Origin of the sequence: Streptomyces sp. CBMA291, from assembly GCF_014596525.1 — a bacterium.
Taxonomy (GTDB): Bacteria; Actinomycetota; Actinomycetes; order Streptomycetales; family Streptomycetaceae; genus Streptomyces.
On sequence record NZ_MSJP01000094.1, the window covers coordinates 44,840 to 70,095 of the forward strand.

Here is a 25,256-nt window from a genome sequence, read left to right on the forward strand (position 1 = left end):
CCGGCCGCTCACGGTGCCGGTGGCGGGTCCTTCGGCAGCAGGTGGCCGCGTCTGCCCAGCAGGAACTTCTTGAAGGCGGCCACCGGTGCCGTGTCCGGGTGCCCGTCGAGCCAGGCGACGCCGATCTCCCGGACCGCGCGCGGGGCGGTGACCGTCAGCTCGACGACCCCCGGGCGCGGCACGGCGGGCGGGGGCAGCAGGGCGACGCCGAGACCGGCGGCGACCAGACCGCGCAGGGTCTCGGCCTCCTCGCCCTCGAAGGCGATCCGGGGCTTGAAGCCCGCCTCCGCGCACAGGTCGTCGGTGATGCGGCGGAGCCCGTATCCCGGCTCCAGGGTCACGAAGGTCTCCTCGGCGGCTTCGGCGAGGCGGACCCGCTTGCGGCTCGCGAGCCGGTGGTCGTCGGGGACGACGAGCCGCAGCCGCTGCTCGTCGAGGCGGCGGCCGACCAGATCGGGGGCGTCGGGGACCGGGGAGGTCAGACAGAGGTCGAGGTCTCCGGCCCGGAGCCGTTCGATCATGGCCTCGCCGTAGTTCTGGACCAGGGTGAAGCGGATGCCCGGGTGGTGGACGCGGAAGGCCCGGATGAGCCCGGGGACGGTCTCGGAACCCATGGTGTGCAGAAAGCCGAAGGCCACCCGGCCTGCCGCCGCGTCGGCGTCGGCGCGTACGGTGTCCGCCGCCCGCTCCACCTCGGCGAGGGCCCGCTCGGCGGCGGCGAGGAAACGGCGGCCCGCCGGGGTGAGGGAGACCGTGCGCCCGCGCCGGGCGAAGAGGCCGACGCCGAGGTCCTCCTCAAGGCGGACCATGGCCCGGGAGAGCGTGGACTGCGGGACGCCCATCTCGGCGGCGGCCCGGGTCACGTGCTCGTGCCGGGCGACGGCGGCGAAGTAGGCGAGCCGGGGCGCGAGCAGCAGACCCATGTCGTCTTCGTTACTGTTCGGTGACAGGCGAGGCTGTGACCTGTACTCATGCACCATAGGAACGATTACAGCAGTTCCGTGCATTGGACGCATGAAATGCGCCGACCTACGTTCATGGCATGCCTTCCGCCAGTACCAAGGCGGGCGCCTCCACCGCGTCCGCCGATCTCGTCGTCGACACCCGCCTCGCCCCGGGCACGCCCGCCTACCGCCGGATGAGCCTCGCGCTCTTCGCCGCGGGCCTCGCCACCTTCGCGCTCCTCTACTCCACGCAGGCGCTCCTCCCGGCCGTCTCCGCCGAGTTCGGCGCCACGGCCTCCGCCGCCTCCTGGACGGTCTCCGCCGCCACCGGCGCCCTCGCCCTCTGCGTCCTGCCGCTGAGCGCGCTCTCCGAGCGCTTCGGGCGGCGCGCGATGATGACCTCCTCGCTCACGGTCGCGGTCGTCCTCGCGCTCCTGGTGCCGCTGGCCCCCAGCCTGGAGTCGCTGATCGTGCTGCGCGCCCTCCAGGGCGCGGCCCTCGCCGGGCTCCCGGCCTCCGCGATGGCGTACCTGGCCGAGGAAGTGCGGCCCCGGGCGCTGATCGGCGCGATCGGTCTCTTCGTGGCGGGCAACTCGATCGGCGGGATGAGCGGGCGTCTGGTGACCGGCTGGGTGGCCCAGGTGTGGGGTTGGCGTGCCGGAGTGGCCGCCGTCGGTCTGACCTCGCTGCTGTGCGCGCTGGCCTTCCGGGCGCTGCTGCCGAAGGCCCGTCACTTCACCCCCGGCACGCTGAACCCGAGGGCGCTGGCCCGGACCGTGCGCACGCACCTCTCCGACCCGCTGCTGACCCGGCTCTACGCGATCGGCGCGCTGTTCATGACGGTCTTCGGCGCGGTCTACACGGTGATCGGCTACCGCCTGGTGGAGGCCCCGTTCTCGCTGCCGCAGGGCGTCATCGGCTCGATCTTCCTGGTGTACCTGGTCGGCACGGTCTCCTCGGCGGCGGCCGGCCGGCTCGTCGGACGGCTCGGCCGGCGCGGGGCGCTCTATCTGGCGGTCTCCACGACCGCGGCGGGACTGCTGCTCTCGCTCTCCGAGTCGCTGACGGCGGTCCTCGCGGGCCTGGTCCTGATCACGGCCGGTTTCTTCGCGGGCCACGCCGTCGCCTCCTCCTCGGTGAGCCGTACGGCGAAGACGGGCCGCGCGCAGGCCTCGGCGCTCTACCAGTCGGCGTACTACCTGGGCAGCAGCCTGGGCGGGGCGCTCGGCGCGGTCGCCTTCCACTCGGGAGGCTGGGCGGGCACGGTCGTCATCGGTCTCGTCGCGGTCCTCGGCGTCGTGTCGGTCACGCTGTACGGCAGCCTCAGCGCCCGCAGCGAGGCGCGCCGCCTCCACCCCGCCGCGTCCTGCTGAACCCGCCGGAATCCGACGGTCCCCTTCCCCTCGGACTCCGGCGGACTCCCCCGGCTTCCCGTCCCGTCGGACCGTGCCGGAATCCGCCGCCTCTTCCCGGCGGACCGCCGCAACTGAGACGCTCCACCCGACGTCTCAGTCCACAGGAACCAAGGGGGAGTTGACGAAGATGAAGGCAATCTCGGGCCGAGCGGCGAAGCGAGCGGGCATAGCGGCCGGTATCGCTTCACTGCTGGTGCCGGTGACGGTCACGCTCGGTGCGGCACCGGCGCAGGCGGCGTCCTGCAACGTGACCACGGGCCCGTACCAGAAGCAGGTGGAGAAGTTCCTCGGGCGGCCGGTCGACGGGCGTCAGTCGCTCGCCGACTGCAAGGCCATCCAGTCGTTCCAGCTGAAGCACGGCATCACCCCGAGCGCGGGGTACGCGGGGACGGTCACCTGGCGGACGATGAACACGATGCTCCAGCAGCGGGCGGCCGGGTCGAACCCGAACAAGGACCGCAAGTGTCCGACGAACAAGGGCCGGATCGCCTGTGTGGACCTGACCCGGCAGCTGAGCTGGATCCAGGACGGCGCCCGTCTCAAGTACGGCCCCGTGCCGGTCCGTACGGGCAAGGACGGCACCGAGACCCGGACCGGCCTCAAGAAGATCTACATGCGCAACATCAACCACTGGTCGACGCTGTACGACGTCGCCATGCCGTACGCCCAGTTCTTCGACGGCGGCCAGGCCTTCCACTCGGTCACCAAGTCCATGTGGAACCCGCCCGGTTCGGCGGGCTGCGTCAACATGCGCCCGGCCGACGCCAAGGCGTACTGGAACCTCCTGCGCAACGGTGACGACGTCTTCGTCTACGGGCGCAAGCCGGGAACCTGACCTCAAGCCGGGAACCCGCCCCCGGCTGTCGGTCCTCTGCGGTAGCTTCCCTCTCACCGGCACCGAACGGGTGCCGGTGAGGGGTGAGTGGGGGTGTGGACCCGATGAGCGACGCCGTGACCGCGACGACCGACGAACTCGACAAGTACCGCAAGGAGCTGACCGGTTACTGCTACCGGATGCTCGGTTCCTCCTTCGAGGCGGAGGACGCGGTCCAGGACACCATGGTGCGGGCCTGGAAGGCCATCGAATCCTTCGAGGGCCGCGCCTCGCTGCGGTCCTGGCTGTACCGGATCGCCACCAACGTCTGCCTGGACGCGCTGAACGCGGGCAACCGGAGGGCACGGCCGATGGACCTCAGCTCGCCGACCCCGGTCGCGCAGGCGCGGCTCGTCAAGCAGCCCGAGGTCACCTGGATCGAGCCCATCCCCGACGGCCGGGTGCTTCCCTCGGTCGCCGACCCGGCGGAGACGGCCGTCTCCCGGGAGACCGTCCGGCTCGCCTTCGTCGCCGCGCTCCAGCACCTGCCGCCCAAGCAGCGGGCGGTGCTCATCCTGCGCGAGGTGCTCGCCTGGAAGGCGGGCGAGGTCGCCGAGCTGCTCGACACCACCGTCGCCTCGGTGAACAGCGCCCTCCAGCGGGCCCGCGCCACCCTCGCCGAGCAGGCACCCGCCGCCTCCGACAGCGCGAACCCGCTGGACGAGGAGCAGAAGGCCCTCCTCGAACGGTACGTGGCCGCCTTCGAGGGCTACGACATGAAGGCCCTGACCGCGCTCCTCCACGAGGACGCGACCATGACCATGCCGCCCTACGACCTCTGGCTCCAGGGTCACGACGACATCGTGGGCTGGATGCTCGGCGTCGGCGACGTCTGCCGGGGCTCGAAGCTGGTGCCCACGGTGGCCAACGGCTCCCCCGCCTTCGCCCACTACCACCCGGTCCCGGAGGGCGGTTACGTCCCCTGGGCGCTCATCGTCCTGGAGCTGCGCGACGGCAAGGTGGCGGGGATGGACTTCTTCCTCGACACCCCGCGCTGGTTCCCGCTCTTCGATCTCCCGGAGCGACTGGAGGCGTGACCCGGCCGGTCAGACGGGCAGGATCCCGTCGAGACCGGTCAGCAGGAGCAGGGCCCGCAGCTCCGGGCCCGCTCCCCGGAAACGGATGCGGTGGCCCCGCCGCCCGGCCGCGAGCCGGAGCCGGGCCAGGACGTCCACGGCGGCGAGGTCGACGGGTGCGAGCGCGCCGACCTCGCACACCACCTCGCCCGGCGGGGCCGCGCCGAGCCGGGCGCAGAGGAGGGCCACCTCGTCCCTGGTCGGGCGGGCGGTCAGGGTCACGACGAGCGGTCTGCTGATGTCCACGGGGCTGAGACCGCCCGACGCCCCGGAACTCATCGGCGCGCGTCGGGCGGAGCCCGGACCCGGACCGCGCGCCCCGGTCCGTACGGGCTCCTCCGACGCGCGCCCGGAACCGTACGCGCCACGGGCTCGGGGCCGCACGCGACGCGTGCTCGGGGCCGTCCGTACGATCCCGGGCCATGCGGTCCCGGGCCGCGCGGTCCCGGGCCGTACGGGCCTCCCCGCCCCCGGTCAGGCGATGCGGTCCAGGACGATCGGGGTCGGGGTGAAGGCGGTGCCCTCGGGGGCGATGTCCCAGGCCGTGCCCAGGGACTCCAGGGCGTAGCCGAACTTCTCCGGGGTGTCCGTGTGCAGGGTGAGCAGCGGCTGCCCGGCCGTCACCGGGTCGCCCGGCTTGGCGTGCAGTTCGACGCCCGCGCCCGCCTGCACCGGGTCCTCCTTGCGGGCCCGTCCCGCGCCGAGGCGCCAGGCGGCGATGCCGATGTCGTACGCGTCCAGGCGGGTCAGGACGCCCGAGGCGGGGGCGGTGACCACATGCCGCTCGCGGGCGACCGGAAGGGCCGCGTCCGGGTCGCCGCCCTGGGCCGCGATCATCCGGCGCCAGACGTCCATCGCCGAGCCGTCGGCCAGCGCCTTCGCCGGGTCGGCGTCGATTCCGGCGGCGGCGAGCATCTCGCGGGCGAGCGCGAGGGTCAGCTCGACGACGTCCGCGGGGCCGCCGCCCGCCAGGACCTCGACCGACTCGCGGACCTCCAGGGCGTTGCCCGCCGTGAGCCCGAGCGGAGTCGCCATGTCGGTGAGCAGCGCGACCGTCCGCACCCCGCTGTCGGTGCCGAGGCCGACCATCGTCGAGGCGAGTTCCCGGGCGTCCTCGATGTTCTTCATGAAGGCGCCGGAGCCGACCTTGACGTCGAGGACCAGGGAGCCGGTGCCCTCGGCGATCTTCTTCGACATGATCGAGGAGGCGATCAGCGGGATGGCCTCCACGGTGCCGGTGACATCGCGGAGCGCGTAGAGCTTCTTGTCCGCCGGGGCGAGACCGTCGCCCGCCGCGCAGATCACCGCGCCCGTCGTGTCGAGCACGCTCAGCATCTCCTCGTTGGAGAGCAGGGCGCGCCAGCCGGGGATGGACTCCAGCTTGTCGAGGGTGCCGCCGGTGTGGCCGAGCCCCCGGCCGGAGAGCTGCGGGACGGCCGCGCCGCAGGCGGCGACGAGCGGGGCGAGCGGGAGGGTGATCTTGTCGCCGACGCCGCCGGTGGAGTGCTTGTCGGCGGTGGGCCGGGAGAGCGCGTCGAAGTTCATCCGCTCGCCGCTGGCGATCATCGCGGCGGTCCAGCGGGCGATCTCCGCGCGGTTCATGCCGTTGAGCAGGATGGCCATGGCCAGGGCCGACATCTGCTCGTCGGCGACCGCGCCTCGGGTGTACGCGTCGATGACCCAGTCGATCTGCCCGGGGCTCAGCTCGCCCTTGTCCCGCTTGGTGCGGATGACGGAGATGACGTCCATGTGGTCCGTGTGGTCCATGTGCTGCCTCTTTCTACGCGCATAGAAGGGGAAAGGGGGGAGCGGCCCTTCCCATCGTGCCGGAAGGGCCGCTCCGAAGAGTTACTTGACCAGATGGTCGGGGCCGAAGGCCTGCGGCAGCATCTCGGCCAGGGTGATGAACCCTGCCGGGGTCTCCAGGACGAGCCCGGGGCCGCCGAACTCGTACAGCAGCTGCCTGCACCGGCCGCAGGGGACCAGGGGCTCGCCCCGGCCGTCCACGCAGACGAAGTGGGTCAGACGGCCGCCGCCGGAGGCCTGGAGCGCGGAGACGAGCCCGCACTCGGCGCAGAGCGCGAGGCCGAACGAGGCGTTCTCCACGTTGCAGCCGGAGACCGTCCGCCCGTCGTCGACCAGGGCGGCGGCCCCCACCGGATACCCGGAGTAGGGGGCGTAGGCCCGGGTCATGGCCGCGCGGGCGGCGACCCGCAGGGCCTCCCAGCCGTCCTCGGCCAGGGCGCCCGTCACTTGCCCTGGCCCTTCCGGTACGGCAGTCCGTCCGCCTTCGGCATCCGCAGCCGCTGCGCCGACAGGGCGAGCACCAGCAGGGTGGTGATGTAGGGGGCGGCGTCGACGAACTGGCTCGGGACCTGGTCGGTCAGGGCGTACCAGAGGGCGAAGCCGGTGGCGAAGGCTGCGGAGACCACCCCGACCACGTACTTCTTCCGGTACAGCTGCCAGAGGGCGGCGATGAACAGGAGGACCGCGACGAGCAGCAGCAGGGCGTGCACGTTCTCGGCGCCGCCGCGCAGCTTGAGGCTGTCGGTGAAGCCGAAGAGTCCGGCGCCGAGCGCCATGCCGCCGGGCATCCAGTTGCCGAAGATCATCGCGGCGAGGCCGATGTAACCCCGGCCGCCGGTCTGGCCCTCCTGGTAGATGCCGGTGGCGACGATCGCGAGGAACGCGCCGCCGAGACCCGAGAGGGCGCCGGAGGCGGTGACGGCGATGTACTTGTACTTGTAGACGTTGACGCCCAGGGACTCGGCCGCGACCGGGTTCTCGCCGCAGGAGCGCAGCCGCAGGCCGAAGGCGGTGCGCCAGAGCACCCACCAGGTGGCCGGGACCAGCAGGATCGCGACGATGGTGAGCAGCGAGAGGTTCGTGACCAGGCCGCCGAGGAGACCGGCGAGGTCGGAGATCAGGAACCAGTGCTTGCCCTGGAGGTTCGCCAGCCAGTCGGAGAGGCCCGGGACGGTGACCTGGGTGATCTCGTCGATGCGCGGGGACTGCTTGGAGGAGCCGCCCTCGGCCTTGTCGAAGGTGAAGTTCGACAGGTACTGGGTGAAACCGGCGGCGAGGATGTTGATCGCCACGCCGGAGACGATGTGGTTGACGTTGAAGGTGATGGTGATGATCGCGTGCAGCAGACCGCCGAGCGCGCCGCCCGCGAGACCGAAGAGGACGCCCGTCCAGGGGCCCCACTGGTAGCCGGCCCAGGCACCGAACCAGGTGCCGAGGATCATCATGCCTTCGAGACCGATGTTGACGACGCCCGCGCGCTCGGACCACAGACCGCCGAGTCCGGCGAGGCCGATCGGCACGGCGAGCTGGAGCGCGCCGGAGACCTGTCCGACGGAGGTCAGGTCGTCGGCGCCGGAGACGACCCGGACCAGCGAGAAGAGGACGAGACCGGCCGCGACGATCAGCAGGATCTTCGGCCAGGTCAGCTTGCGGCGCCCGGTGCCCTGGGGTGCGGCGCTCGGCTTGGCAAGGGTGCCGAGGATGCTCATGCCGAGACCTCCTTGTCGGTCGTGTCGGTCTTGAGGGCGCCACCGGCGGCGAGTTCCTCGCCGACCTTCTGCTGCTGGCGGCGGGTGCCGTAACGGCGGACGAGTTCGTAGGAGACGACCACGGCGATCACGATGATGCCCTGCATGATCTGCGTGATCTCCTTCGGGTAGCCCTCGACGTCGAGCGACGAGGACGCCTTGTCGAGGAACGCGAAGAGCAGCGCGGCGAAGAGGATGCCGACCGGGTGGTTGCGGCCGAGCAGCGCGATCGTGATGGCGGTGAAGCCGACGCCGACCGGGAAGGAGAGGCTGTACGTGTGGGTGTCGCCGAGCAGCGTCGGCATGCCGGAGAGACCCGCGAGGCCGCCCGAGAGCAGCATCGAGGTGAGGACCATCTTCTTGGCGTCGACACCGCTGGCCTGGGCGGCGGACTCGCTCTCGCCGGTGGCGCGCAGGTCGAAGCCGAAGCGGGTGCGGCCGAGGACGAACCAGTAGACGACGCCGAGGGCGAGGGCGACGAAGGTGAAGCCGTAGATCTCGCCGTTGCCCTGGCCCATGTCGATGCCGGGGAACCAGCCGGACTCGGCGATCTTCCCGGTCGTGAGGTCGTTGGAGCCCGGGGGCTGGACGCCGAGGTTCTTCGGCAGGATCAGCCAGGCGATCAGGGAGGTCGCGATGGCGTTGAGCATGATCGTCGAAACGACCTCGGAGACACCCCGGGTGGTCTTGAGGATGCCCGCGATACCGGCCCAGAAGGCACCGGTGAGGGCCGCGACCAGGACGATCAGCAGGATGTGCAGCGGGCCGGGCAGCTCGACGGCGGCGCCGACCACGGCCGAGAGCATCGCGGCGAGGCGGTACTGGCCGTCGACGCCGATGTTGAAGAGGTTCATCCGGAAGCCGATGGCGACGGCCAGGGCTGCCAGATAGTAGATCCCGGTCTGGTTGACGATCAGGACCTGGATGTCCGAGTAGGCGGCGTTGTCGATCATCAGCCGGATCGGCTCGATCGGGTCGAGGCCCGTCGCGAGCAGCACCAGCATGGTGAGCACGAACGAGGAGACCAGCGCGAGCACCGGGCCGGCGGCACCGATGATCAGCTTGTCCTTGTCGAATTTCATCATCGGGCGTCACCGTCTTCGGACTGCTCGGACTGCGGGTACCGCTCGTCGGCCGCTTCGGCGCGTACGGCGCCTTCGGCGTCTTCAGGGCCCTCGGCGCCTTCGAGGTGGCCGGTGGCCGCGCCGGTCATGGCGGAGCCCAGCTGCTCGGGGGTGATGGTCGCGGGGTCGGCGTCCGCGACGAGACGGCCCCGGTACATCACCCGGAGGGTGTCGGAGAGGCCGATCAGCTCGTCGAGGTCGGCGGAGATCAGCAGCACCGCCAGGCCCTCGCGGCGGGCGTCCCGGATCGCGTCCCAGATCTGCGCCTGCGCGCCGACGTCCACGCCCCGGGTGGGGTGGGCGGCGATGAGGAACTTGGGGCCGTGGCTCATCTCGCGGCCGACGATCAGCTTCTGCTGGTTGCCGCCGGAGAGGGAGGCGGCCGTCACGTCGATGCCGGGGGTGCGCACGTCGTACTCGCGCACGATCCGCTCGGTGTCCTCGCGGGCGGCCTTGAGGTCGAGGATGCCGCGCCGGGAGTTGGGCGCCTCGGTGACATGGCCGAGGATGCGGTTCTCCCAGAGCGGGGCTTCGAGGAGCAGCCCGTGGCGGTGCCGGTCCTCGGGGATGTAGCCGATGCCGCCCTCGCGGCGCTTGCGGACCGAGGTCCGGGAGATGTCCTCGCCGTCGAGGGTGATGACGCCCGCGTCGGGGAGCGCCATGCCCATGAGGGCTTCGATCAGCTCGGTCTGGCCGTTGCCCTCGACTCCGGCGATGCCGAGGATCTCGCCCTTGTGGATGGTGAGGGAGACGTCGTCGAGGAGCCTGCGCCCCTGCGCCGGCTCCTCGTGCACGGTGAGCGCCCGCGCCGGGTCGGCGGGGGCGGCGGTGGTCAGCGGGGCGCCGGTGGCGCCGCTCTCGACCAGCGTCAGGTGCTCGACCCTGAGCATCGGCACGTCGGTGACGGTGGACTCGCGGGTCTCCGGGGAGGGCAGCTCGCTGCCGACCATCAGCTCGGCGAGCTGCTTGGTGGTGGCGGTCCTCGGGTCGGCGGTGCCGACGGTGGTGCCCCGCCGGATGACGGTGATGTCGTCGGCGACCTTCAGGACCTCGCCCAGCTTGTGCGAGATGAAGATGACGGTGAGGCCCTCGGCCTTGAGTTCGCGCAGGTTGTCGAAGAGCGCGTCGACCTCCTGCGGGACGAGGACGGCGGTCGGCTCGTCGAGGATGAGGATGCGGGCGCCCCGGTAGAGGACCTTGAGGATCTCCACGCGCTGCCGGTCGGCGACGCCGAGGTCCTCGACGAGGGCGTCGGGGCGCACCCCGAGACCGTAGGCGTCGGAGATCTCCCGGATCCGCTTGCGCGCCTTGGCTCCGATGCCGTGCAGCTTCTCGCCGCCGAGGACGACGTTCTCCAGGACGGTGAGGTTGTCGGCGAGCATGAAGTGCTGGTGCACCATGCCGATGCCGCGCGCGATGGCGTCACCGGGGCTGCCGAAGGAGACGGTCTCGCCGTCGACGGCGATGGTGCCCTCGTCCGGCTTCTGCATGCCGTAGAGGATCTTCATGAGGGTCGACTTGCCGGCGCCGTTCTCGCCGATGAGGGCGTGCACGGTGCCCTTGCGGACCGTGATGGCGATGTCCTTGTTGGCGACGACGCCGGGGAATCGCTTGGTGATGCCGTGCAGTTCCACGGCGGGGGGGCTGGACGCGTTGATGACGCACTCTCCTTGGCCGGAAGGAGTGGGAGCGGGGGGCAGGGCGGGGCGAAGTTATCGTGCCAGGGAGACATCTACACGCGTAGTGCTGGCAAGAGACGGAATTCCGTACGGGAACGGGGCCGGGGCCCGGCCCTGGTGGGGTGCCACCGGGGCCGGGCCCTCGGGCCCACGGTCGTGACCGGCTTCCCTTACGGGGTGGTCTTGACCGTGATCTTGCCGTCGACGATGTTCTTCTTCGCCTGGTCCACCGCGGCGATGACGTCGGTCATCTTCTTGAACGCCGGGTTGGAGTCGGCCAGACCGACGCCGTCCGTGGCGAGGCCGTAGCGGATCTCGCCGGTCTGCGGCTTGCCGTCCTCGACCGACTTGATCAGGTTGAAGACGGAGTCGGCGACGTCCTTGGTGACCGAGGTCAGGATGTGGTCCTTGTACTTGGCCAGACCCGCCTGGTTGTACTGGTCGGAGTCGACGCCGATGGCCCACTTGCCCGCGGTGGCGGCGGCCTCGATCGCGCCGGAACCGGCCAGACCGGCGGCGGCGTAGATCACGTCGGCGCCCTTGTCGAGCTGGCCCTGCGCGGCGGCCTTGCCGAGGTCGGGCTTGGAGAAGCCGTCGAAGTTCGGCGGCTGGGTCAGGTACTGGGTGAGCACCTTGGCCTTGGGGTTGGTGTCCTTGACGCCCTGGACGTAACCCGCCTCGAACTTCTTGATCAGCGGGACCTCGACGCCGCCGATGAAGCCGACCGTGCCGGTCTTCGAGGTCTTGGCGGCGGCGACGCCGGCCAGGTACGAGCCCTGCTCCTCGTTGAAGACGAGGTTGGCGATGTTCGGGCCGGTGACGGAGGTGTCGTCGATGATGCCGAAGGTCGTCTTGGGGAACTGCTTGGCGACCTTCTCGATGGCCGGGGCGTAGGCGAAGCCGACGCCGATGACCGGGTTGTTCCCGGCGCGGGCCAGCGAGGTGAGGCGCTGCACCTTGTCGGCGTCGCCCTCGCCGGCCGACGGCTCGGCCTCGGCGCCCTTGACGCCCAGCTCGTCCTCGGCCCGCTTCAGACCGGCGTAGGCGGCGTCGTTGAAGGACTGGTCGCCGCGGCCGCCGATGTCGTACGCGATGGCGGCCTTGCCGCCCTTCGCGGAGGCGTTCGGGCTGGCGCCGGAGTCCGACGACGACTTGCCACAGGCGGTGGCGGAGAGCGCGAGCGCGGCCGAGGCGATGCCCACGGTCGCGATCCTGGTGATCCGGCGCAAGAGGAGGGTCCCTTCGAGACTGACCGAAAGCGCCTCTTCCGGCGCTGGTTTCGCGGCGATCGTAACGCGCGTAGATGTCAGTTAAAGACCCGTTCATCAGTCGTTACCGGATCGTCGCGTACCCGGGTCCGGGAAGGCGACCGGGGGCGTTCGGCCCGGCACAGCCGGTTATACCGCTCTCCGGCACCGGACGGCCAGAGGCCGGTGGGGACGCGCTCGGGAAAGGGCCGGACGGGGGGCGGGGAGAGCGACGGGAGCGGGGGTGGGGAGAGACCCGGAGCCCCGCCCCGTACGGGTGAGGGGCGGGGGCGGGCGGGGGCGGGCGGGGGCGGGCGGGGCCCGTCGGCCAAGCCGTCGAAGCCCGCCGGGCAGGCCGTGGAAGCCTGCCGGTCGGGCCGTGGAAGCCTGCCGGGCAGGCCGTCGTGGCCCGTCGGCCAAGCCGTCGTGGCCCGTCGGTCAGGCTGCCGGAGCCGGAGTCGGCGTGGGCGTCGGGGACTGGGTCGGGGTCGGGGTCGGGGTCGCGTGGAGGAGGGCCGCGGCCGTGAAGAGTTCCACGCCGACCTCGATGGCGTACTCGTCGACGTCGAAGTCCCCGGAGTGCAGATCGCGGACCCGGGTGTCGCCGGGGGTGCGGACGCCGAGGCGGGCCATGGCGCCGGGGACGCGCTCCAGGTACCAGGAGAAGTCCTCGCCGCCGAGGCTCTGCTCGGTGTCCTCGATGGCGTACGGACCGCGCCGGGCGGCCATCGCGTCGCGGAGGAGTTCGGTGACGTCGGGGTCGTTGACGACCGGGGGGACGCCCCGGACGTAGGTGACGGTGGACTTCGCCCGGTGCAGGGCGGCGACCTCGTCGACCACGGAGTGCACCTGGTCGGGGGCGTCCCGCCAGGTGGGCAGGTCGAGGCAGCGGACCGTACCGGAGAGTTCGGCGCGCTGCGGGATGACGTTGGGGGCGTGACCGGCCTCGATGCGTCCCCAGGTGACCGAGAGCCCGGAGCGGGCGTCGATGCGGCGGGCCAGGACGGCGGGCACGTCGGTGGCGACCCGGGCGGCGGCGGTGACGAGGTCGGTGGTGAGGTGCGGGCGGGCGGTGTGACCGCCGGGACCGTCCAGGGCGATCTCGACCCGGTCGCAGGCGGAGGTGATGGCCCCGGCCCGCAGCCCGATCTTCCCGGCGTCGACGCGGGGGTCGCAGTGGACGGCGACGATCCGGCCGACCCCGTCGAGGACCCCGGCTTCGACGGCGTCGAGGGCGCCGCCGGGCAGGACCTCCTCGGCGGGCTGGAAGACGAGTCGCACGGCGACCGGGAGGAGGCCCTGCCGGTCGAGCCCGGCGAGGACGAGGGCGGCGCCGAGGAGGATGGTGGTGTGGACGTCGTGTCCGCAGGCGTGGGCGCGGTTGGCCACGGTGGAGCGGTAGGGGACGGTCTTGACGTCGGGGATGGGCAGGGCGTCGAGGTCGGCGCGGATCGCGAGCATGGGGTGGTCGCGGTCCGGAGTGCCGATGTCACAGATGAGCCCGGTGCCGGCCGGCAGGACCCTCGGCGCGAGACCGGCCGCCTCCAGGCGTTCCTTGAGGACGGCGGTCGTACGGAACTCCTGCTTGCCGAGTTCGGGATGCATGTGCAAGTCCCTGCGGAAGGCGATCAGTTCGGCACGCAGGTCTTCGGGCAGCGTTCCGGGCAGGGTGGCGGGGCCCGGCTCACGGGACTTCAACTGGTTCACCCTTTGAAGGGTATGCCTCCCACCACGTCAACTGCCCGTTGATCACGAAAAGTTCAGCCCCTTAGGGGAAAGAAACAACCTCTGGGAGGCTTGAGACCCGCTCCGCATGGGTACGCTCAGCCGAATTCGAGCCGGTCGGCGGGGTTCGCCGTCCGCGAGGTGAGCCGGTCCACCTCGTGGGCCGCCGTGCCCGTCACTCCCGACAGGAAGCCCTGGGCGCGCGGCGAGGCCGTCGCCCGCAGCCATTCGGGTGCGATCTCGCAGACCGCGACCCGCACCCCGGTGCCCGCGAGGGCCAGTGGCAGGGTGTGCACGACCGTGGACGGGAAGCTGACGACCGTACGGCCGATCGGGCCGCGCCGGGCTATCAGCTCAAGGGGCAGCTCGGGCCGGACCACCTGGAGTCCCGTCTCGACCGCGATCCGGTGCAGTTTCTCCGCGCTCTCCCTGCGGTGCGCGAAGTAGCGGGTGGCGCCGTGGGCGCGGGCCAGCTCGCCCACCACCCGGTCGTAGTGGGCGGCGTCCACCACTCCCGTCTCGACCAGCGAGGTGCCCACCAGGTCCGCGCCGCCGGTGAGCCGCGGCGGTCCGAAGCGGGCCCGGGTCCAGGCGAAGGAGTTCTCGGTGACCGTGACGCCCGGCGGGGCTTCGACGGGCAGCGAGGTGAAGATCTCGACGGTACGGCGTCCGGCGGGGGCGAGCCGCCGCCGGGCGAGCGAGGTCACCGGGGCCAGGACCAGCTCGCGCGGGCCCCGGTTGCCCTTGCGGTGCCAGCGCACCAGGCGCTCACCCCGGCTGAGCTGGGCGGCGAACTCCATGGTGGCGGTGCCGTCGTCGACGACCGTCAGGTGCCGGGGGCCGAAGAGGGTCAGGAGGAGCTGGACGTACCGGGAGAACGGGTCCCCGATGATCACCCGGTCCGCCGCGCGCAGCGGCCCCGCGAGCTCGCGCAGGGTGCGGGCGAGGGCGCCCCGGCCGCCTCGGGCCTCCTGCCAGTGGACGGTGAGGCCCTCGTCGCGGGCCAGCTGGGCCATCCGGCGCAGCTGGCCCCGCGACATGGGGTCGGTCGGCGAGAGCACGACGACCGTGGGACCCGGAGCGGCGGAGTCCGCCGTCCCCGGGGTGGCGTCCGTCGGGGCGAGGGCCCGTACGGCGGGCGCGGGACCGGGCGCCCCGGAGGGCGGGCCGGTCCGCGCGTCGGTGGGCGCGTCCGCGGCCGAGGCCCGGGTGTGCGCCCATTCCAGGACGTTGAGGAGCTGGACCGGGCTCTCGACGAACGCCAGCTGCCTGGTCATGCGGCGACGTGCCCCTGGACCCGGCGGAGCTTCTTCATCGGGCCCAGCTCCGACTCGTAGACCTTCTTGACGCCGTCGCCGAGGGCGGTCTCGATGGTGCGGATGTCACGGACGAGGCGCTGGAGGCCCTGCGGCTCGACGGAGGCGGCCTGGTCGGAGCCCCACATGGCGCGGTCGAGGGTGATGTGGCGCTCGACGAAGGCGGCGCCGAGGGCGACGGCGGCGAGGGTGGTCTGGAGGCCCGTCTCGTGGCCGGAGTAGCCGATCGGGACGTTGGGGTACTCCTCCTGGAGCGTCTGGATGACGCGCAGGTTCAGCTCCTCGGCCTTGGCCGGGTAGGTGGAGGTGGCGTGGCAGAGCAGGATGTTGGCGCTGCCGAGGACCTCGACGGCGTGGCGGATCTGCGCCGGGGTGGACATGCCGGTGGAGAGGATGACGGTGCGGCCGGTGGCGCGCAGTTCGCGCAGCAGCTCGTCGTCGGTGAGGGAGGCGGAGGCGACCTTGTGGGCGGGGACGTCGAACTTCTCCAGGAAGGCGACGGCCTCGGTGTCCCACGGGGAGGCGAACCACTCGATGCCGCGCTTCTTGCAGTGCTCGTCGATGGCCTGGTACTGGCTCTCGTCGAACTCGACGCGGTGGCGGTAGTCGATGTACGTCATCCGACCCCAGGGGGTGTCGCGCTCGATGTCCCACTGGTCGCGCGGGGTGCAGATCTCCGGGGTGCGCTTCTGGAACTTGACCGCGTCGCAGCCGGCCTCGGCGGCGACGTCGATGAGGGCGAAGGCGTTGTCGAGGTCGCCGTTGTGGTTGATGCCGATCTCGCCGGTGATGTAGACGGGACGGCCCGGTCCCGCGGTCTTGTCGCCGAGGGTGCGAAGACGGGTGCTCATGGTGCTGTTCCTTAGTTCTCGGGGGTGTTCAGCTCGGGTCCGAGGAGCCAGGCGGCGATCTCGCGGATCGCTCCGGAGCCGCCCGGGGTGACGGTGACCGCGCGGGCCGCGGCCCGTACGGAGTCGTGGGCGCTGCTCACCGCGACGGGCCAGCCGACGAGGTGGAAGCAGGGCAGGTCGTTGACGTCGTTTCCGGCGTAGAGCACGCGCTGGGGGTCGATGCCCTCGGCCTCGCACCACTCCTTGAGGGCCCGGTCCTTGCGGTCGATGCCGTGCAGGACGGGGATCTTGAGCTTGCGGGCGCGGGCGGCGACGACGGCGTTCTGTTCGGTGGAGAGGATGAGGACGGGCAGTCCGGCGCGGCGCAGGGCGGCGATGCCGAGGCCGTCGCCTCGGTGCGCGGAGACGAACTCGCGTCCCTCGGCGTCGAGATGGACGCGGTCGTCGGTCTGGGTGCCGTCGAAGTCGAGGACGACGGCGTCGACGTCGGCGAAGCGCGGGGTGGCCGGGGTGTCGAGGAGCGGCGCGAGGACGCGGGCGCGGGCCAGGTCGTGCGGGTCGTCGATCTCCAGGACCCGGGCGGGGTCGGTGACGACGAGGGCGGTGCGGCCGAAGAAGCGGTGCCGGTGGGTGCGGAAGCCGGGGGCGGCCATGGCGTAGACGGCGCCGGTCTCCAGGTATTCGGCCTCGCGGTCCTGGCGGCGGGGGCGGTGGGCCTTGTCGTGGTTGACGCCGGTGGCGCCGTCCTCGACGGTCTCGCGCCAGAGGAAGCCGTGCGAGGGGGCGGCGGTGAAGGCGGTGTCGGCGGCGCCGGACAGGACGCGTCCCGCGGTGTCGGCGACCTCGTCGGGGGTGAGGAAGGGGCTGGTGCACTGGACGAGGAGGACGACGTCGGCCGGGCGTCCGTGGGTGGCCTCGAAGGCGTCCATGGCGTGCAGGACGGCGGCTTCGCTGGTGGCGGTGTCGCCGGCGATCGCGGCGGGGCGGCGGACGGCCTCGGCTCCGGCGTCGCGGGCGGCGGCGGCGATGCCCGGGTCGTCGGTGGAGACGACGACATGGGTGACGGGCCGGGCGCCGAGGCAGGCGCGGACGGCGCGGGCCACGAGCGGGACTCCGGCGACGGGGGCGAGGTTCTTGGCGGGGACGCCCTTGGAACCGCCCCGGGCGGGGATGACGGCGAGCACGGTGGGGGCGCTCGGCTGCTTCTCGGGCATCACAGTTCTCCCAGGCGTCGGACGACGGGGGCCACGCGCTGGACGCCGTGGCGGTAGGCCCCGCGCGCCGCCTCCCGGACGATCCGCCGCAGTCCGCTGTCGCGGGTCGCGGTGGCGGTGACGTCCAGGCGGTGGCGGGCGAGGATGCCGGGCAGGTAGCCGCCGGCCGTCTCCGCGGTGTAGTAGGGGGCGATCGGGGGCAGTCCGGGCAGCGCGAGGAGGTCGGCGACCCGGGCACGGGCGGCGTCGAAGGCCTTCTCGTACGCGCCTCCGGCGGCCACGCCCTGGCGGTCCAGCCAGGTCGCGTCGGGTGTCGGGGTGTGCCCCTGGTCGAGCCGGTCGAAGGAGGTGAGCAGGCCGGAGCCGATGAAGTGGTGGTTGCCGAGGGCCTCGCGGATGCCGCAGTCGGTGAGGACGGCGGTGGGGACGCCCCGGTGCAGGGCTTCGAGGGCGGCCGTGGAGGAGACGGTGACCAGGAGGTCGGTGCGGTCGAGGACTTCGCCCATGTGCCCGTAGACCAGGCGGAAGTTGGCGGGCGGTTCGAGGTCGCGGACCAGACGCTGGTAGGGGAACTCCTCCAGGTGCGTGGTGTGTTCGCCGGGCTTGGAGCGGAGCTTGAGGAGGACCTCGCGGCCGGGGCGCAGCCGGGCGTGCCGGATGAGCCGTTCCAGGGTGTACGCCCGCTCGGCGCGGGTGACGGGCACGGAGGGCTGTGCGGCGAACACCAGGGTGTCGCGGCCCTGTTCGGGGGCGTACGGGGCGCCGCCGAGGAACGGGAGGGCGGCTTCGACGACCGACTCGGCCCCGGCGCCCACCCCTTCGTAGACCGCGCGGAAGCGTTCGGCGTCGTGACGGGAGTTGGCGAGGACGACATCGGCGCCGTGCCGAAGGAGCAGTCCGTCGGCCAACTTCTCGTAGACGACGCCGACATAGCCGGTGACGATCACGGGGCGGCGGTCGAGTCCGAGGTCGGCCAGTCCCTGGAGGACGGCCCGTACGGTCCCTCCGACGAGGGAGAGGACCACGACGTCGTATCCCTCGCCGCGCGTCTCCGCGTCGCGTATCTCGCGCAGGAACTCCGCTCCGGTCACCTCGCGCGGGGCGGTGTCGGACACCCCGGTCTCGGTGAGCTGGCGGGCGGTGGGGGTGGCGCGTCCCCGCAGGACGAATCCGGTGGGTTCCGCGGTCGTCGCGGTGATCCGGCGCGCCGTGAGGGCGCCCCATTTCCACCGGGTGTCGGAGTCCGCGAGGACGGCGGTCCGCACCGCTTCTCTGGTACGTGCTGGCACGTCGAGGACGCTAGAAGGGCTTTTCCCTTTTCGGCCCAACTGAATGGCAACAAACGGTGAACAGCGCATCTCCGACCGCTGAAGCCGGTCGGCATTCGGACATCCGGGGCCGGATTTCCACCGGCTGGAAAGGTGGTTAAGCGGCCGGTCTCCTGGTGTTCACCGAATGGCTTCCCGGCGGTCGGTGGGAAGGCCGGGGGCGGCGCCTAGCGTCGGGCGGGTGGTCAAGCTCTCCGTCGTCGTGCCGTTCTTCAACGTGCAGACATACGCCCCCGACACCCTCACGAGCCTGCGGGCCAACGCCCGCGAGGACTTCGAGTTCCTGCTGGTCGACGACTGCTCGTCGGACGGGACCCCGATGCTCCTCGAACGGGCCGCGCGCGAGATCCCGGGGGCCACCCTGATCAGACACGAGCGGAACGAGGGCCTCGCCACGGCCCGGAACACCGGTCTCGACGCCGCCCGGGGCGAGTACATCGCCTTCCTCGACGGGGACGACTGGCTCGCCCCCGGCTACTACGGGCGTCTGGTGGCCGCCGCCGAGGAGCTGGGCTGCGACTTCCTGCGGACCGACCACGTCTCCGTCACGGGCCGGGCCCGCTCGGTCCGCCGGGCGCCGGTCCCCCGCCGCGCCGAGGTCCTGAACCCCCGCGACGCGATCCTGCCCGCGCACCGCACGACCTCGGTGGACTATCCGTACGCCTGGGCCGGGATCTACCACCGGAGGCTGCTCGACCGGGGGCTGCTGCACTTCACGCACGGGCTGCGGACGGCCGAGGACCGGCCGTGGATCTGGAAGCTGCACCGCGAGGCGGAATCGTTCGCGGCGATCGACGAACTCGGCGTGTTCTACCGGCGCGGGGTGGCGACCTCGCTCACGCAGATCGGCGACGTACGGCAATTGGATTTCATCCGCGCTTTCGACCAGGTGATAGCGGAAACAGCACTCGATCCCGATGCGGACAGGCTTCTCCCGAAAGCCGTGCGCACGTATTGCGCGGTGATTTCCCACCATGTCGGTTCCATCGAGCGATTCGAGCCGGAGGTGGCGAGGAAACTGAAGGCGATGAGCGCGGGCGCGCTGCGGCGCATGCCGCAGGACGTGCTCGACGGGGCGCTGACCGCGATGGGCGGCGACCGGGCGACGACCCTCCGCAGGCTGCGCCGCAGACGCCCCGCCCCGCCGCCGGAACCGGCCCCCGTGCCCGCTTCCGGCGCCGAGTCCGGTGTGCACGACGGCACTTCGGGAGCCGCCGCGTGAGCCGCCGCCGCACCACCCAGATCTTCTGCGCCTCCACCCTCTACGGCGCCGTGACGCTCGCCGCCGCCCTCGACAGCGGCCTCTTCGGCCATGCCGAGCGGCGCGTCCTGCTGGTCGTCAACAACGCGGCCGTCCCCGAGACCACCCCGTCCCTCGCCGAGGCCGAGGGCTTCGCCGCGCTGCGCGGGCGCTTCGACACGGTCCTCTCCTGGAACGAGACGATCTCGCCGCTGCACCCGGCCGGCTGGACCCCCCGCGCCGGTGACCTGCCGATGCTCCAGCGCCATCTGCGGACGCTCTGGCACCTCGGGGACGACCGGGTCGAGCTGGTCCTGGAGTCGATCCAGGTGACCCCCGCGCTCGCGATCGCCCAACTGCTGCCCGAGGCACCCGTCACCGTCTACGCGGACGGTCTGATGAGCTACGGGCCGACCCGCAACAAGATCGACCCCATGATCGGCGGGCGCGTCGGGCGGCTGCTCTATCTGGACCTCGTCCCCGGGCTCGACCCGCTGCTGCTCGCCGAGTTCGGGGCGGTGCCCGAGCCCGTGCCGACGGAGGCGTTCCTCCGCTGCGTCGCCGAGCTGTCCGGTCCGCCCGCCCCGGTGGAGCGGGCGGACGGGCCCGCGCTGCTTCTCGGCCAGTATCTGGCGGCGCTCGGGCTGCTGACCGGCGCCGAGGAGGAGGAGCTGCATCTGCGGATGGTGCGGGGCGCGGTCGCCCGGGGGCACCGCAGGCTCGTCTTCAAGCCGCACCCGACGGCCCCCGACACCTGGTCGCGGGCGCTGGTCCGGGAGGCGGAGGTGCTCGGCGCCGAACTGACCGTGGAACACCGGCCGGTCCTCGCCGAGGTCCTCTTCCGCGAGCTGCGGCCCGCGCTCGTCGTCGGCTGCTTCTCGACGGCGCTGCTCACCGCGCGTACCTTCTACGGCCTGCCGGTGGCCAGGGTCGGCACCCTGACGCTCCTGGAGCGCCTGACGCCCTTCCAGAACAGCAACCGGGTGCCGCTGACCGTGGTGGACGCGGTGCTCCCGCCGCTGGAGGCGGACGAGCCGGGCGACGGCGCGCCGATCGACGCGGAACGGCTGAACGACCTGGTGGCGGCGGTCGGCTTCGCGATGCAGCCGAAGATACGTCCGGAGCTGCACGCGCCCGCCGTACGGCATCTGTCGGGCCCGCTCGCCGAGCGCACCCGGCACCACTTCACCCGCCGCAGGCTCACCGCCCTCGGCCTGCCGGGCGGTCTGCCGATACCCCGGCACCCGCAGGTCCGCCGCCTGGCCCGCCAGGCACTACGACTGCGGAAGGCGCTGAAGGGCTGACGGGCTTACGGGCACGGTGGTGCCGGTCCTCCGAGAGGACCGGCACCACCGGCAGGACCGTAGGACTGTCCTACGAGGCGGCCTCGGTCCCGGTGGCCCCGTCACGCGCGGGCGATCGGCTCCTGGAGTTCCGTCACCCACAGGGCGGTGTCCTCGGGGCACTCCAGGTACAGCTCGCGGGCGTACTCCCGGGACACGTAGCCGTTGGTCCCGATCCAGTGGGCCAGGGTCTGCGCGGTCGGCAGGATCTCGTCCATCGAGCCCCGGTGGACGACGGTGGCGGCCTCCTCGATGCCGGGCAGGACCCGTACCTCGACGCCCTCCACGACCGTGCCCTCCGGCACCGGCACACAGGCGCGGACGAGGACCGAGCCGTCGCCCTTCCCGGTGTCCTCGTACGCGGCGATGCCCGGTCCCGAGCCGGTGACCCCGGCCGCTTCGAGACGGCCGCACAGCTCGCCGTGGAGCGGGCCGATGACCGGGCCGATGTCCTGCGGGCCGAAGCTCGCGGCGACGGCGCTCAGTTCGGCGACGCGGACGGCGGGGATCTTCTTGACGACGACGTCCTGGATGGACATGCGTCCCTCGCTTTCGATGGCCTGGAGCCTCGCGCCGACCTGGGCGAGCCGTGCGCGGGCGGCGGTGAGGGCCGCTTCCAGCTCGGCCCTGCGCAGCCTCAGCATGCCCCGCAGCTCGTCCGCGTCGATCCGCTCGCCGAGGATGGTCCCCACCTGTTCGAGGGTGAAGCCGAGGTCCTTGAGGGCGATGACACGGTTGAGCAGGGCGAGCTGGTCCGCCGTGTAGAAGCGGTAGCCCGAGTGCGGGTCGACCCGGGCCGGGCGCAGCAGTCCGATGGCGTCGTAGTGGCGCAGCATGCGGACCGACACCCGCCCGTGCCGGGCGAAGTCTCCGATGGTGAACATGACGACCCCTACGGAACGGGCTCACACGGTGTGAGGGTCAAGCGGCGCTGCTGAGCGAGAGCTTCACGGCGAAGCCGAGGAAGAGCGCGCCCGCCGCCGAGGTGGCTCCGGCGGAGAGCCGCCTGCGACGCCGGAAGGCGGCGGCGAGGCGGGTGCCGCTGAATATCAGGGTGGTCAGATAGAGGAAGCTGCCGGTCTGGAGCAGGGCGCCGAGGACCAGGAAGGACAGGGCCGGATAGGCGTAGGCCGGGTCGACGAACTGCACGAAGAAGGAGATCAGGAAGAGGATCGCCTTGGGGTTGAAGAGGCTGATGACGAGCGCCCGCCGGTAGGGGCGCTCCTCCCGTCCGGTCTCCGGGAGCGACGCCTCCCCGTCGGCGGTGGCCTCGCCCCGGGAGCGCCACATGGCCAGGGCCGAGCGCAGCATCCCGTACGCCATCCAGGCCAGATAGCCCGCGCCCGCGTACTTCACCACGGTGAAGAGGACGGGGGTGGTCTGGAGCAGGGAGGCGGCGCCGAGGGCCGCGAGGGTCATGAGGACGGTGTCGCCGGTGAACACCCCGGCGGCGGCCTTGTACCCGGTCCGGGTGCCCTTGCGGGCGGCGACGGACAGCACGTAGAGCGAGTTCGGTCCGGGCAGCAGAATGATGAGGACGAGCCCGGCCAGATAAGTCGGCAGATCGATGACACCCAGCATGGCTGGGAGTGTCGCACACGGGTGCGACACTCCGCTGTGACCTGCGCCTTGCCAGTCGGATAACGATTCTGCGGCGGCTCGAACCGGGCGGCGGCTCAGAAGACGTCGTGGGGGACGTGGGTCCCCCAGACCTCGCGGAGCGCGTCGCAGACCTCGCCGACCGTGGCACGGGCCTTGAGCGCCGTCTTCATCGGGTACAGGACGTTCTCCGTGCCCTCCGCCGCCTTCTTCAGCTCCGCGAGCGCCGTGTCCACCGCCGTCTGGTCCCGCTCCGCGCGCAGCGCCGCAAGCCGTTCGGCCTGCTGTGCCTCGATCGCCGGGTCCACCCGCAGCGGCTCGTAGGGCTCCTCCACGTCGACCGTGAACCGGTTGACGCCGACGACGACCCGCTCGCCGCTGTCGGTCTCCTGCGCGATGCGGTACGCCGAGCGCTCGATCTCCCCCTTCTGGAAGCCGCGCTCGATGGCGCTGACCGCGCCGCCCATCTCCTCCACCCGGCCCATCAGCTCCAGGGCGGCCGACTCGACCTCGTCGGTCATCGTCTCCACGACATAGGAGCCCGCGAAGGGGTCGACGGTGGCGGTGACGTCGGTCTCGTACGCGAGGACCTGCTGGGTGCGCAGCGCGAGCCGGGCGGACTTGTCCGTGGGCAGCGCGATGGCCTCGTCGAAGGAGTTGGTGTGCAGGGACTGGGTGCCGCCGAGGACGGCGGCGAGCCCCTGGACGGCCACGCGCACCAGATTGACCTCGGGCTGCTGGGCGGTGAGCTGCACTCCGGCGGTCTGGGTGTGGAAGCGGAGCATCAGCGACTTGGGGTCCTTCGCGCCGAACTCCTCGCGCATCACCCGGGCCCAGATCCGGCGGGCCGCCCGGAACTTGGCGACCTCCTCCAGGATCGTGGTGCGGGCCACGAAGAAGAAGGAGAGCCGGGGCGCGAAGTCGTCGACGTCCATTCCGGCGGCCACCGCGGTCCGTACGTACTCGATGCCGTCGGCGAGGGTGAAGGCGATCTCCTGCGCGGGCGAGGCACCCGCCTCCGCCATGTGGTAGCCGGAGATCGAGATCGTGTTCCACTTCGGGATCTCGGCCCGGCAGTACTTGAAGATGTCCGCGATCAGCCGCAGCGAGGGCTTGGGCGGGAAGATGTACGTCCCCCGGGCGATGTACTCCTTGAGGACGTCGTTCTGGATGGTGCCGGTCAGCTTCTCCGCCGGGACGCCCTGCTCCTCGCCGACGAGTTGGTAGAGCAGCAGGAGGAGGGCGCCGGGTGCGTTGATCGTCATCGAGGTGGACACCCGGTCCAGCGGGATGCCGTCGAACAGCACCCGCATGTCGTCGATCGAGTCGATGGCGACGCCGACCTTGCCCACCTCGCCCGAGGCGATCGGCGCGTCCGAGTCGTGGCCCATCTGCGTCGGCAGGTCGAAGGCCACGGACAGGCCCGTGGTGCCGTTCGCGATCAGCTGCTTGTACCGCGCGTTGGACTCCACCGCCGTGCCGAAGCCCGCGTACTGCCGCATCGTCCACGGCCGGCCGGTGTACATCGAGGGGTACACCCCCCGGGTGAAGGGGTACGCGCCCGGCTCCCCCAGTTTCTCCGCCGGGTCCCACCCTTCCAACGCCTCCGGCCCGTAGACCGGCTGGATGGGCAGCCCCGACTCCGACTCACGCGCCATTGGTGTGCCTCCCGACAGCTTGTTACCCAGCGGTACTGGTTCTCGCGTCGGACTGTAGCGGCGGGCGTACCGGCATAGGGGGCCACCACGCTGTGACCTTGTCGACAGGGGGCCGGAGGAGAAGGGGCGCGGGTGGGACCGGGGGAACGTGCCCCACCCGCGCCGTGCGCGAAGCCGAAGGTACGGGGGGAACCCCGGCTCGTCGCGCGGCCGATGACCAGTCGGCAATACGTACTGCGTCACCGGTCCCGGAAGTGTTACACCAGCAGCGAGACGAGCGTGGAGACCGTGCGGCCGAGGAGTGTTTCCGGGGCCGTGACCAGGGCCGGGACCGGGGCGGGGGTCAGGTCCGGGGCCGGGGCCGGGGCCGTCGGGGGCTGCGGGTCGGCGAAGAGGCGGGGGGCGGTGCGGGGGGCGTCGCCGCCTTCGCGGGCGTCGCCGTCGTCGCTCTGGCCGCCTTGGTCGCCTTGGTCGTCGCCGCCCTTGTTCTTGCCGTTGCTCTTGCCGCTGCCGGTGTTGGTGTTGCTGTTGCCGCCGTTGCCCTTGTTGCCGCTGCTGCCGTTTCCGTTGTTGCCGCTGTTTCCGTTGTTGCCGCTGTTTCCGTTGTTGCCGCCGTTGCCGTTCCCGTTGCCCGGGTTCTTGCCCGTCGGCTTGCCCGTGGGTTTGCCCGTCGGCTTTCCGGTGGGCTCGCCGTCCTCTGGCCGGTCGTTCCCTGAGCCGTTCTCGCCGGATTCGTCATCGTCGGCGTTCCCGTCGTCGCCGCTGCCGTTCCCGCTGTTCCTGCCGCCGTCGAGGACGCGGTCGCAGTAGTGGCCCAGCGTCTCGCCGCCGCTCAGGGTGGCGAGGAGTCTGCCGCGGACCGTCGCGTCGAGCCTGCCCGAGCGGTACTCCCGGCAGGCCTTGGCCGCCTTCGACGGGGAGAACGTGGGCGCCGGGTCCGTACCCGCCGAGGTCTCGCCCTCGCCCACCGTGCCGCCGCCGTCCGGGGCGCCCTCGCCGTCCGGCACCCCGGCGTGCGGCGACCCGGAGCCCCCGGCGGCCGAGGGGGAGGCGCCGGGCGAGCGGTCCC

The 25,256-nt window shown here is 72.0% G+C and carries 21 protein-coding genes and 1 pseudogene; 5 read left to right on the plus strand and 17 right to left on the minus strand.

Translation table 11 applies throughout. From position 1 onward, the window contains the following. Positions 1–8: 8 nt before the first annotated feature. On the minus strand, positions 9–980 hold the full coding sequence (locus tag BU197_RS22600; protein ID WP_188270140.1) for a LysR family transcriptional regulator: 972 nt from the start codon (positions 978–980) through the stop codon (positions 9–11). A 62-nt stretch (positions 981–1,042) separates the two neighbouring features. On the opposite strand from BU197_RS22600, the gene BU197_RS22605 reads away from it, so the two are divergent. From BU197_RS22605 to BU197_RS22615, 3 genes are all read left to right on the plus strand, one after another. After that, positions 1,043–2,317 carry an MFS transporter gene (locus tag BU197_RS22605; protein WP_188270141.1) on the plus strand — a complete coding sequence of 425 codons (1,275 nt, stop codon included), beginning with the start codon at positions 1,043–1,045 and terminating at the stop codon, positions 2,315–2,317. A 169-nt stretch (positions 2,318–2,486) separates the two neighbouring features. Beyond that, complete coding sequence (locus BU197_RS22610; RefSeq protein ID WP_188270142.1) at positions 2,487–3,194, plus strand: L,D-transpeptidase; 708 nt, start codon at positions 2,487–2,489, stop codon at positions 3,192–3,194. A gap of 104 nt (positions 3,195–3,298) precedes the next feature. Next, positions 3,299–4,270 carry a sigma-70 family RNA polymerase sigma factor gene (locus tag BU197_RS22615; protein ID WP_188270143.1) on the plus strand — a complete coding sequence of 324 codons (972 nt, stop codon included), beginning with the start codon at positions 3,299–3,301 and terminating at the stop codon, positions 4,268–4,270. Positions 4,271–4,279: 9 nt separating this feature from the next. On the opposite strand, the gene BU197_RS22620 is transcribed toward BU197_RS22615, so the two are convergent. The 12 genes from BU197_RS22620 to BU197_RS22675 form a co-directional block, all read right to left on the minus strand. Next, a complete protein-coding gene (locus BU197_RS22620) occupies positions 4,280–4,555 on the minus strand; it encodes an STAS domain-containing protein (protein WP_188270144.1) in 276 nt (91 codons plus the stop codon). Positions 4,556–4,783: 228 nt separating this feature from the next. Continuing rightward, positions 4,784–6,058, minus strand: a complete 1,275-nt coding sequence (locus BU197_RS22625) for a thymidine phosphorylase (protein WP_188270160.1) — start codon at positions 6,056–6,058, stop codon at positions 4,784–4,786. Positions 6,059–6,157: 99 nt separating this feature from the next. Further along, the gene (locus tag BU197_RS22630) at positions 6,158–6,562 is read right to left on the minus strand and encodes a cytidine deaminase (RefSeq protein ID WP_188270145.1); all 405 of its coding nucleotides are present in this window, start codon (positions 6,560–6,562) and stop codon (positions 6,158–6,160) included. Continuing rightward, on the minus strand, positions 6,559–7,824 hold the full coding sequence (locus tag BU197_RS22635; protein ID WP_188270146.1) for an ABC transporter permease: 1,266 nt from the start codon (positions 7,822–7,824) through the stop codon (positions 6,559–6,561). Before BU197_RS22635 ends, BU197_RS22630 begins: the two co-directional genes overlap by 4 nt. Continuing rightward, positions 7,821–8,948, minus strand: a complete 1,128-nt coding sequence (locus BU197_RS22640) for an ABC transporter permease (protein ID WP_188270147.1) — start codon at positions 8,946–8,948, stop codon at positions 7,821–7,823. The genes BU197_RS22635 and BU197_RS22640 overlap by 4 nt, the downstream gene beginning before the upstream one ends. After that, positions 8,945–10,621 (minus strand): ABC transporter ATP-binding protein, encoded by a 1,677-nt coding sequence (locus tag BU197_RS22645; RefSeq protein WP_317452123.1) that lies wholly within the window; start codon positions 10,619–10,621, stop codon positions 8,945–8,947. Before BU197_RS22645 ends, BU197_RS22640 begins: the two co-directional genes overlap by 4 nt. A 215-nt stretch (positions 10,622–10,836) precedes the next feature. Then, on the minus strand, positions 10,837–11,895 hold the full coding sequence (locus BU197_RS22650; RefSeq protein ID WP_188270148.1) for a BMP family protein: 1,059 nt from the start codon (positions 11,893–11,895) through the stop codon (positions 10,837–10,839). A 456-nt stretch (positions 11,896–12,351) separates the two neighbouring features. Then, positions 12,352–13,620, minus strand: coding sequence for an amidohydrolase (locus BU197_RS22655; protein ID WP_188270149.1), 1,269 nt, complete (start codon positions 13,618–13,620; stop codon positions 12,352–12,354). Between the two features lie 116 nt (positions 13,621–13,736). Continuing rightward, complete coding sequence (locus BU197_RS22660; protein ID WP_188270150.1) at positions 13,737–14,915, minus strand: hypothetical protein; 1,179 nt, start codon at positions 14,913–14,915, stop codon at positions 13,737–13,739. Further along, positions 14,912–15,805: an N-acetylneuraminate synthase family protein gene (locus BU197_RS22665; RefSeq protein WP_188270151.1), complete on the minus strand. Its 894-nt coding sequence runs from the start codon at positions 15,803–15,805 to the stop codon at positions 14,912–14,914. Before BU197_RS22665 ends, BU197_RS22660 begins: the two co-directional genes overlap by 4 nt. A gap of 11 nt (positions 15,806–15,816) precedes the next feature. Then, positions 15,817–17,019 (minus strand): acylneuraminate cytidylyltransferase, encoded by a 1,203-nt coding sequence (locus BU197_RS22670; protein ID WP_188270152.1) that lies wholly within the window; start codon positions 17,017–17,019, stop codon positions 15,817–15,819. Continuing rightward, complete coding sequence (locus BU197_RS22675) at positions 17,019–18,308, minus strand: DUF6716 putative glycosyltransferase (protein ID WP_188270153.1); 1,290 nt, start codon at positions 18,306–18,308, stop codon at positions 17,019–17,021. Before BU197_RS22675 ends, BU197_RS22670 begins: the two co-directional genes overlap by 1 nt. A gap of 220 nt (positions 18,309–18,528) precedes the next feature. Here BU197_RS22675 and BU197_RS22680 point away from each other — a divergent pair, with 220 nt between their 5' ends. Beyond that, the gene (locus tag BU197_RS22680; RefSeq protein ID WP_317452124.1) at positions 18,529–19,569 is read left to right on the plus strand and encodes a glycosyltransferase family 2 protein; all 1,041 of its coding nucleotides are present in this window, start codon (positions 18,529–18,531) and stop codon (positions 19,567–19,569) included. Next, positions 19,566–20,891, plus strand: a complete 1,326-nt coding sequence (locus BU197_RS22685) for a polysialyltransferase family glycosyltransferase (protein ID WP_188270154.1) — start codon at positions 19,566–19,568, stop codon at positions 20,889–20,891. The genes BU197_RS22680 and BU197_RS22685 overlap by 4 nt, the downstream gene beginning before the upstream one ends. Positions 20,892–20,992: 101 nt before the next feature. Here BU197_RS22685 and BU197_RS22690 read toward each other — a convergent pair whose 3' ends face one another. The 4 genes and pseudogenes from BU197_RS22690 to BU197_RS22705 all read right to left on the minus strand — a co-directional run. Next, positions 20,993–21,814 carry a MerR family transcriptional regulator gene (locus BU197_RS22690; protein ID WP_188270155.1) on the minus strand — a complete coding sequence of 274 codons (822 nt, stop codon included), beginning with the start codon at positions 21,812–21,814 and terminating at the stop codon, positions 20,993–20,995. Between the two features lie 37 nt (positions 21,815–21,851). Beyond that, positions 21,852–22,511, minus strand: coding sequence for a leucine efflux protein LeuE (gene leuE, locus BU197_RS22695; protein WP_188270156.1), 660 nt, complete (start codon positions 22,509–22,511; stop codon positions 21,852–21,854). Between the two features lie 95 nt (positions 22,512–22,606). After that, positions 22,607–24,187, minus strand: a complete 1,581-nt coding sequence (locus BU197_RS22700; RefSeq protein ID WP_188270157.1) for a methylmalonyl-CoA mutase — start codon at positions 24,185–24,187, stop codon at positions 22,607–22,609. A gap of 257 nt (positions 24,188–24,444) precedes the next feature. Further along, positions 24,445–25,256: pseudogene (locus BU197_RS22705) on the minus strand (hypothetical protein); the annotation flags it as partial.

Bases quoted from the DNA above. Each gene is read 5' to 3' on its own strand.
- BU197_RS22600 (WP_188270140.1), bottom strand. From the start codon at position 980: ATGGTGCATGAGTACAGGTCACAGCCTCGCCTGTCACCGAACAGTAAC.
- BU197_RS22605 (WP_188270141.1), top strand. From the start codon at position 1,043: ATGCCTTCCGCCAGTACCAAGGCGGGCGCCTCCACCGCGTCCGCCGAT.
- BU197_RS22610 (WP_188270142.1), top strand. From the start codon at position 2,487: ATGAAGGCAATCTCGGGCCGAGCGGCGAAGCGAGCGGGCATAGCGGCC.
- BU197_RS22615 (WP_188270143.1), top strand. From the start codon at position 3,299: ATGAGCGACGCCGTGACCGCGACGACCGACGAACTCGACAAGTACCGC.
- BU197_RS22625 (WP_188270160.1), bottom strand. From the start codon at position 6,058: ATGGACGTCATCTCCGTCATCCGCACCAAGCGGGACAAGGGCGAGCTG.
- BU197_RS22635 (WP_188270146.1), bottom strand. From the start codon at position 7,824: ATGAGCATCCTCGGCACCCTTGCCAAGCCGAGCGCCGCACCCCAGGGC.
- BU197_RS22640 (WP_188270147.1), bottom strand. From the start codon at position 8,948: ATGATGAAATTCGACAAGGACAAGCTGATCATCGGTGCCGCCGGCCCG.
- BU197_RS22660 (WP_188270150.1), bottom strand. From the start codon at position 14,915: ATGACCAGGCAGCTGGCGTTCGTCGAGAGCCCGGTCCAGCTCCTCAAC.
- BU197_RS22665 (WP_188270151.1), bottom strand. From the start codon at position 15,805: ATGAGCACCCGTCTTCGCACCCTCGGCGACAAGACCGCGGGACCGGGC.
- BU197_RS22670 (WP_188270152.1), bottom strand. From the start codon at position 17,019: ATGCCCGAGAAGCAGCCGAGCGCCCCCACCGTGCTCGCCGTCATCCCC.
- BU197_RS22690 (WP_188270155.1), bottom strand. From the start codon at position 21,814: ATGTTCACCATCGGAGACTTCGCCCGGCACGGGCGGGTGTCGGTCCGC.
- leuE (WP_188270156.1), bottom strand. From the start codon at position 22,511: ATGCTGGGTGTCATCGATCTGCCGACTTATCTGGCCGGGCTCGTCCTC.
- BU197_RS22700 (WP_188270157.1), bottom strand. From the start codon at position 24,187: ATGGCGCGTGAGTCGGAGTCGGGGCTGCCCATCCAGCCGGTCTACGGG.